11 protein-coding genes are annotated in these 6,824 nt (G+C 63.1%); 4 read left to right on the top strand and 7 right to left on the bottom strand.

From position 1 onward, the window contains the following. Positions 1–338 precede the first annotated feature (338 nt). Both MKK63_RS26120 and MKK63_RS26115 read right to left on the bottom strand, forming a co-directional pair. Positions 339–1,202: an outer membrane protein gene (locus MKK63_RS26120; protein WP_244006783.1), complete on the bottom strand. Its 864-nt coding sequence runs from the start codon at positions 1,200–1,202 to the stop codon at positions 339–341. Positions 1,203–1,323: 121 nt separating this feature from the next. Then, positions 1,324–1,842 carry a MucR family transcriptional regulator gene (locus MKK63_RS26115; protein ID WP_409564562.1) on the bottom strand — a complete coding sequence of 173 codons (519 nt, stop codon included), beginning with the start codon at positions 1,840–1,842 and terminating at the stop codon, positions 1,324–1,326. A gap of 99 nt (positions 1,843–1,941) precedes the next feature. On the opposite strand from MKK63_RS26115, the gene MKK63_RS26110 reads away from it, so the two are divergent. Then, positions 1,942–2,154, top strand: coding sequence for a hypothetical protein (locus tag MKK63_RS26110; RefSeq protein WP_244006781.1), 213 nt, complete (start codon positions 1,942–1,944; stop codon positions 2,152–2,154). 22 nt (positions 2,155–2,176) lie between these two features. Here the strand turns inward: MKK63_RS26110 and MKK63_RS26105 are convergent, their stop codons facing one another. Next, complete coding sequence (locus MKK63_RS26105) at positions 2,177–3,226, bottom strand: IS630 family transposase (RefSeq protein ID WP_244006780.1); 1,050 nt, start codon at positions 3,224–3,226, stop codon at positions 2,177–2,179. Between the two features lie 687 nt (positions 3,227–3,913). Here MKK63_RS26105 and MKK63_RS26100 point away from each other — a divergent pair. From MKK63_RS26100 to MKK63_RS26090, 3 genes are all read left to right on the top strand, one after another. After that, positions 3,914–4,141, top strand: coding sequence for a hypothetical protein (locus MKK63_RS26100; protein ID WP_244006778.1), 228 nt, complete (start codon positions 3,914–3,916; stop codon positions 4,139–4,141). A 63-nt stretch (positions 4,142–4,204) separates the two neighbouring features. Then, positions 4,205–4,435, top strand: coding sequence for a DUF6894 family protein (locus MKK63_RS26095; protein WP_244006776.1), 231 nt, complete (start codon positions 4,205–4,207; stop codon positions 4,433–4,435). Positions 4,436–4,802: 367 nt separating this feature from the next. Continuing rightward, a complete protein-coding gene (locus tag MKK63_RS26090; protein WP_244006775.1) occupies positions 4,803–5,051 on the top strand; it encodes a DUF6894 family protein in 249 nt (82 codons plus the stop codon). A 247-nt stretch (positions 5,052–5,298) separates the two neighbouring features. On the opposite strand, the gene MKK63_RS26085 is transcribed toward MKK63_RS26090, so the two are convergent. The 4 genes from MKK63_RS26085 to MKK63_RS26070 are packed head-to-tail and all read right to left on the bottom strand — an operon-like array spanning position 5,299 to position 6,495. Beyond that, entirely contained in the window at positions 5,299–5,562 is a 264-nt protein-coding gene (locus MKK63_RS26085) for a hypothetical protein (RefSeq protein WP_244006774.1), read from the bottom strand. Continuing rightward, positions 5,562–5,762, bottom strand: a complete 201-nt coding sequence (locus MKK63_RS26080) for a hypothetical protein (protein WP_244006773.1) — start codon at positions 5,760–5,762, stop codon at positions 5,562–5,564. The genes MKK63_RS26085 and MKK63_RS26080 overlap by 1 nt, the downstream gene beginning before the upstream one ends. Next, on the bottom strand, positions 5,759–6,178 hold the full coding sequence (locus MKK63_RS26075; protein ID WP_244006772.1) for a DUF5681 domain-containing protein: 420 nt from the start codon (positions 6,176–6,178) through the stop codon (positions 5,759–5,761). The genes MKK63_RS26080 and MKK63_RS26075 overlap by 4 nt, the downstream gene beginning before the upstream one ends. Next, complete coding sequence (locus MKK63_RS26070) at positions 6,175–6,495, bottom strand: hypothetical protein (RefSeq protein WP_244006770.1); 321 nt, start codon at positions 6,493–6,495, stop codon at positions 6,175–6,177. Before MKK63_RS26070 ends, MKK63_RS26075 begins: the two co-directional genes overlap by 4 nt. Positions 6,496–6,824 lie beyond the last annotated feature (329 nt).

Here is a 6,824-nt window from a genome sequence, read left to right as displayed (position 1 = left end):
TCCGCCACGAGTGCTTCGAGCCGAAGGCGATCCGAGGTGGAGAGCGTGAAAGAGATGCCACTGCGCATCCGGCCAGACTCGCAGGATGGGCCTCAAACCGAAACCCCACACGGACTCAACCGTCAGAGCTCAACCACTAGAATGGCGAACGCCCCAGGAGCGGAACTCCTGAGGCGTTGCCGACCTCGCGGCCAGTTTGATCGGGCTGGGGATGCGAAGGTCAATTGAACTGTAGCATCTCCCGCGGCAGGCAGTCGATGAAGGGGACCAGACCTTCTCGCCCACCCGCCGCCCGCACCCCGACGTGGACGCCGGGAGCGGTACGGTTAGGCTCGGCCTCAGTATGAGCCAAACTTGTAGTTGATGCCGGCGCGGACGAGGTCGCCCTCGTTGCGCACCCGCGCGGTATACGCTCCCGGAGCACCGTTGACCCCGGGGATGGGTATGGTCCGGTTGCCGAGTTCGAAGTGCAGGTACTCGACCTTGACCGTCACCGCGCTTGAATTGAAGAAGTTCAATCGGCTGAAGAAGCTGTCGGTCGGCGCGGCGTACTCGATGCCACCGCCGTAGGCGTACCCAGTCTCGATGTTGTTCTGACGGCCGACGAAGAATGGCGTCGTGGTGTTGGGTCCGTAGAAGACGACTTGATTGTCGACGCCGCCATACGCGAAGCCGCCGGTTCCGTAGACCAGGAAACGATCGAAGGCGTAGCCGAGGCGTCCGCGGACCGTCCCGAGGAAGTCAAGGCCACCGCGGTACTGGTTGATCCTCGTGAACTGGGTAGCACTCGGCGTGACACCCGCCGAGAGATTGGTCGTGTTGCTGAAGGTTTGGAGGCGGTTGAGATCAGTGTAGGCGGCGTCCGCCTCAATGCCGACTACGATACCCGACCCGGTGCCGAACTGATAATTGTACCCGATCTGGCCGCCGCCCGTGAACCCGTCGTTGCGGACGCGGGCGACGACCGGGCGAAGGCCTGCGGTGAGCGCGGCGTTGTTGTTCCCCTGAGTGCCCACCGTGCGGTCGAAGCGCGTGTCGGCGTCGAACGCGTAGCCGGCATTGATACCGAAGTACGCGCCGGTCCAGGTGAAGACGGGCACGGGGGTGAATACCGGCGGCGGGGCGCGGCGCGGCAGGTCGGCGGCCGAGGCGGTGGCCGTGAGGGCGGTGAACGTGGCTAACGTGGCCAAAAGCTTCTTCATGACTGTGCTTTCCCCAGTAAATTGCCCGATCAAGGATCAGGTTAACTGGTTCTTCACAGCCAAGCTGTATCGCCCGCACCACACCTATGACGAGAGTACGGCACAAACGAGCAACGTCGATCTACGCCTCGGCGGTATTCTTCGCCTTCCGCGGTCGGCCAGCACGCTTCGGCTTGTCAGAGACGGTTGCTGCGGGCTCAGCAGCCTTCGCGGCCGCCTTCTTGCGCTGCTGTCCGAGACCAAGGCTCTTAGCCAGAGCGGATCGCTGCTCTGAGTAGCTGGCCGCCGTCGAGGGGTAGTCTCGCGGCAGCCCGAAGCGCTCGCGGTACTGCTCAATAGTCATCCCAGCGCCGGTCAGATGCCGCTTGAGCGTCTTGTACGGCTTACCGTCGACGAAGCTGATCAGCGCATCCGGCGTGATCGATTTGCGGATCTGAGCGGGGGTCTGCTTGTCGACCATAGGGGCGGCCGGAGCGGCGCCCTGGCTGAGACCGGCCAGCGCAGTGTGAACGCCGGAGAGCAGCTCCGGCAGATCACCCGGTCGGACGGAATTGTTCGACACGTAGGCTGAGACGATCTCGGTCGTCAGTTCGATGAAATCGACGGCCACAGCCTCGATGGTCTCTGCGTTCTCGTCCACGGTGCACCTAATCGTGAAGAAGTCAGCACATTCTGTTGTTCCGCGTAGAAAGGCAACACGTTATCTCGCGAGAAATCTATTACTTTAGGTATCACCGAGATGACGCCAGGCCCCGCCCTGGAGCGGTTTGCCACCCTGATCGCTGACAACGTCGTATCGGCCTACATTCGTAAGAATGAGGGTTCGCGCGGCGTTGGCTCGCCCGTGCGTGAGATCAACGTGAGTAAGCTGGTGCAAGCTCATCTAAATGTCCTGCCGACCAGTGATGGCGCGTACTTGGCTGCGGCCTGCAACTTCACCCTAGTGCACTGACTCAGACGGATGGTTCAGGGGCTCAATTGAGGGCGTCGAAGATGGCTGCGGCGGGCTTGGTCCAGACGAAGGGTCGTGGGCTTTGGTTGTGCTCGCCGAGGTAGCGTTTGATGGCGGCCTGAAGGTCGACGATGCCGGTGAAGCTGCCCCGTTGGAGACGGCGGCGCGTCAGCGTGGAGAAGAAGCCCTCGACGGCATTGAGCCAAGAGGCCGAGGTCGGTGTGAAGTGGAAGGTCCATCGTGGGTGGCGGGTGAGCCAGGCGCCCACCTTCGGGTGCTTGTGGCTGCCGTAATTGTCGAGCACCACGTGGATCGCCTTGCCCGCGGGGACTACCGCCTCGACGGTGTTGAGGAAACGGATGAACTCACCGTGGCGATGGCGCTGCATGCAGCGGCCGAGCACGGTGCCTTCCAGGACGTCGAGGGCGGCAAACAACGTCGTGGTGCCGTGGCGGGTGTAGTCGTGCGTCTGAGCGGCAGGATGCCCGGGCCCGAGCGGCCGATCGGGACGGGTTCGCTCCAGGGCCTGGATCTGGCTCTTCTCGTCGATGGACAGCACGACGGCGTGGGCGAGCGGTTGCATATAGAGACCGACGACATCCTCGACTTTTTCGGCGAAGGCCGGGTCGTGGGAGCGCTTGAAGGTCCGCACCCGATGCGGTTGCAGGCGGTGCTCCTGCCAGATCCGATGCACGGAGCGGAGCGAGATGCCTGTCCGCGCAGCGACGGCGCGGCCGGTCCAGTGCGCGGCCTCGTCCGGCGGTTCCGAACACGTCAGCGCCAGCACCTTCGCCACTGTGCGGGTGGAATGCGGCGGGGTGCCGGGTGGGCGGGTCTTGTCGCGCAGTAGGCCCTCGACGCCCTCCTCGGCAAAGCGCTGCTGCCAGCGCCAGACTGCGGGCCGGCTGATGCCGGCCTGCCGAGCCACGTCCTGCACGCTCAAGCGTTCGAACGAGAGCAGGACGATGCGTGCCCGCAGGATGTGCTTGAGCGGGCGGGATCGATCTCCGGCGATCGTGGACAGCGCTGACTTGGTCGCGTCGTCGAGGAGCACGCAGACGGTCTGAGCCATCGCCCAGACTCGCATGCATCACGCCCTTCGTGAATCCTCTGACCGCGTCAATGCACTAGCCGATACCCTTGGCGGTATGGATACCGGCGGACCACGCGTCGAGACGGTCGACCACACCGACGGCTCGGTGACGATACGTGCATGATGAGGGAACGGGCCGGATCCCGTGATGACGTGGTTCAGCCCTGAGCCGTTCGGCGTTCAGCCGGAGCGACGGATGCGATGTAGCGCGTGGCGGCGATGACGTGGCGGCGGCGAGTGCTGAGCAACCAGTGAGCGAGTGCCTTCAAGGGGCATTCCGGGAGCTGATTTCTATAGGGGCGTAGCGAGGGGCTGCGGCTCTGATTACGAGCCTCACAGCCACAGCATCGCGACTGCCAAGAACGCGCTCTGGAACGCGAACATCAGGCCGATGACGACTTTCGCCTCCCGGTCCGCAAGCGCCCAATCCTCGGGCTCCTTCCCGGTCATGTCGGAGACGCCGTCCCAGCGCGGCCGGAATAAGTGAACAGCATGCGCCCGGAGGCGTCGGTGACAGTGGCAGCACGGGGACCGTCAGGCTTGCCCCCGTCGACCTCATAAGCTGCGATCGTAGCGGCGTCAGCCTCGTCACGCGCATAGTAAATCCGGGAGACGCCCCGCGGCACTCCAGCCCATCCGATGCGATCAATCTTGACGCGACATGTCATGCAGGACGTCTCCAAATTGGAGGCCTGCGCTGGCTGCTCGGAGGAACGTGCTACCAGCGCAGGCGGTGCCAAAACCGTGGTCCGCGGCGTTAACGCGCCAACATTGCATGCGTCCAAGATCTCAAACTTCAAATTTGACAGCTTCTCTGAGATTAATTCAAAAGCGGCGCGCCTTATCTTTGGTGATTATATCGTCGACACATACGCCAGCGAGGGCCTTCGCTGACAGCGAACTTTGCCGGGTAGGGCGTGTTCGGCTGGCGGGGGCTATCCAGTCACGGAGGCGTGAGTGTCGCGCTACTTCATCAACATGGCGAACCACGTCACGGTGATGGACGAGGAGCGTGTCGAGGTATCAGACCGCAACGCTCTGCGCGATCTGCTTCGCGAAACCTTGACCTTGATCATTCACGATGACGGGGATCAGACCGGCGTGAATGAGTTCGCCGCTCAAGCCTACGATGAAGATGGCCAATTGGTGATGAGCGCACGGGCCAGCTTCTCCATCACCAATCAGTAGGCTCTCGACTTCGCCATCTTCGGCTTCGCGACCTGCTTCAAAGCGGCATTGAAGTCGGCATCATCCTCGCTGGCACGAGCCTCGCGCACGGCTTCGATGATCCGGCGGCGCTGTTCCTCGGGGGTAGGCTTCTCGGCGCCTAATTTGCCGGCTTGCCGGGTTGCGTCGGCTTCACTGTCTTTGTCGGCATGTGGCAGCCGCGCAGTGCCTCCCCCTGCAATTCAGACAATCTCCATGCCAGCAGCGAAGCTGCCCTGTCATGCGTCACTACCTCCGTTATCGCGTTTGTAACCGAAATTAGTATCACGCATTAACATAGGTGCACTGTCGCGCCCGTCCGGGTTTCGCCTCTGCTGAGGGAAATCCGATGCCACGCTACTATTTCGATATACACGCCGACAGTTTGTCCGAGTGGGACGACGACGGCAAAGAAGCTCGCGATGCTGATGAAGCGGTCGAGAACGCCAGACTCATGCTCGCTACCATCGCCGAAGTCGGTCGCCTTGGTCGCGATTGGCACGCTGTCATCGTGATCCGCGATAAGGTCGGCACGCAAGTCGCAACCTTGACGGGCGTGGGGTCCGCCGAACCGCGAGTTGTTCGGCGTTACGCCTAACTGCGGGCCCTAAGCCTATACGTTCGGCGTCAGCTTCTTGGCGCCGAGCTTGGTGGGCTTGGGCTTGGTGGGGGGAATGTGCCCAAGCCAACCCGAGCTGCCGCGCTCAACTTAATGCTCGGTGACGAACCGAGCCGCCCACTCCTCTGCGGTCAGTTCGGGGCCGGTGAGGCAGAGTACGCCGTTGCTGACGGTCGCCTTGCCTTGGGCGACCCAGCACTGCCAGTTCGCGCGCGCGTCGGCCGCGCTACTGCGTCGCCTTCTCCCGCTGCTGCTTCTGCCAATCGGTGATGAACGCCTCGATCTGGCCGGCGAGATCCTTGTCGGCGGGCGCCGGCGACTCGCGCAGGTTCGTGACCATCGCGCCGAAGGACGGCCAGTCGGACGCCATGTCGTTCAGGCCGAGAACGATCTGGCGGTCCAGATCCGCGTCGGACAGGCGCCCCAAGGCGCTGAACCACTGGCTCGCTTCCAGCCGGGCAATGCGGGCTTCGATGGCCTTGATCCTCATTACAGCAGCCTCTCGCGCTGTATCAAAGCAAGCGCCCACTCATCATGGGCGGGGTCTACGGGCTCGCCCGCTTCCATCTGCCGGATCACGACGATCAAACCGGAGATCTCGTCGTCTGTGAGCCGGTGGAAGCCTGGGGTCAGGTTCGGGTGGCGCCGCTCCATCTTCGCCACGCGGGTTTTCAGGGTGTGCACCGTCATGATCCCACTGCCTCCAGTGCCGCGAGCCGCTTGTGCAGATCAGTCGCTTCGATCGCTCGCACATGCACGTCGAGGGTCTTCGAGATCTCGGCTGCCTCGATAGGGGTCAGCTCACCGGCGGCCATCGCCGCGCAGACCGCGCCCGTCGCCCGGGGCAGATCGTCGGCGGTGTCGATCGGTGGCAGGTCGAAGGTAATCGGTCGGTCCTTCCGGGGCGGCAACACGCGATCGAGGCAGAGGCGCATTGCCGTCGGGTCGCCGTCCTGGGCCATCTCCACGGCCTTCCGCAGGATGCTCTCGGCGTCGCCGTCGAGGATCTTCTCTAGGGCCACGGTGGTGCGGTTGCGAGTGCCCTTGGGCCGCCCCGCCGGGTTGCCGGACTGGCCTGGCTGAAATCCTTGCTGCCCCGTGGTCATGGTCCTGCCTCGCGGCCGATCCCGGCCTCCGTTCCGTTGTTCTGAACAACAGGATTACAATGGTTCTTGATGCCCGTCGCCTCAAGCATCAGATCTCTGGTGCCCTCGGCCAAGGCCTGTAGGGCGGCGACGGCGGCTTGGTGCTGAACACGGCCTGCGTCGTCTCGAACCTCGATGGTGACAACCGCGGTGAGCGCCATCTGGCGGGCGGTCTCGATGCCGGCAGTGAAAGCGGCGCGCTCGCGGGCAGTAAAGCTGTCCATTAAAATGGTTCGAACCCCATCATCCGATAGAGTACTCAGTCCGTGGATGGCCAACAAGGGTCCGAACCTTCAAAACGAGCGGCATCCATGATCCATCGAACAGAAATGCCCGGCAATTGCTGGTCCGAGCGTGAGAGCAACGTGTCATCTAAGGTTGGCGACGCCCTTAACACCGATGCAGTTCCGCATGAGCTGCTGATCTCATATCTGCGCGATCTGGACGTCATGGCACGGACAGCATGTTATAGCCGACAGACCGTTCAGATCATCGCCTCGGGCCGAAGCGTTCTCGGAGATCGAACCCAAGTTGGACCACAGGACGGGCCGTTCGCATACGCCGTCGCGTGAGCGGATTGGATCTGGGGACGGTGAACTATGTCATG

This window comes from Methylobacterium sp. J-088 (assembly GCF_022829295.1).
GTDB lineage: Bacteria > Pseudomonadota > Alphaproteobacteria > Rhizobiales > Beijerinckiaceae > Methylobacterium.
This window is presented reverse-complemented; position numbering and strand designations above follow the sequence as displayed.

Excerpts from the sequence above, each read along its gene's own strand:
- MKK63_RS26120 (WP_244006783.1), bottom strand. The coding sequence starts at position 1,202 with ATGAAGAAGCTTTTGGCCACGTTAGCCACGTTCACCGCCCTCACGGCC.
- MKK63_RS26110 (WP_244006781.1), top strand. The coding sequence starts at position 1,942 with ATGACGCCAGGCCCCGCCCTGGAGCGGTTTGCCACCCTGATCGCTGAC.
- MKK63_RS26105 (WP_244006780.1), bottom strand. The coding sequence starts at position 3,226 with ATGGCTCAGACCGTCTGCGTGCTCCTCGACGACGCGACCAAGTCAGCG.
- MKK63_RS26100 (WP_244006778.1), top strand. The coding sequence starts at position 3,914 with ATGCAGGACGTCTCCAAATTGGAGGCCTGCGCTGGCTGCTCGGAGGAA.
- MKK63_RS26090 (WP_244006775.1), top strand. The coding sequence starts at position 4,803 with ATGCCACGCTACTATTTCGATATACACGCCGACAGTTTGTCCGAGTGG.
- MKK63_RS26085 (WP_244006774.1), bottom strand. The coding sequence starts at position 5,562 with ATGAGGATCAAGGCCATCGAAGCCCGCATTGCCCGGCTGGAAGCGAGC.
- MKK63_RS26080 (WP_244006773.1), bottom strand. The coding sequence starts at position 5,762 with ATGACGGTGCACACCCTGAAAACCCGCGTGGCGAAGATGGAGCGGCGC.
- MKK63_RS26075 (WP_244006772.1), bottom strand. The coding sequence starts at position 6,178 with ATGACCACGGGGCAGCAAGGATTTCAGCCAGGCCAGTCCGGCAACCCG.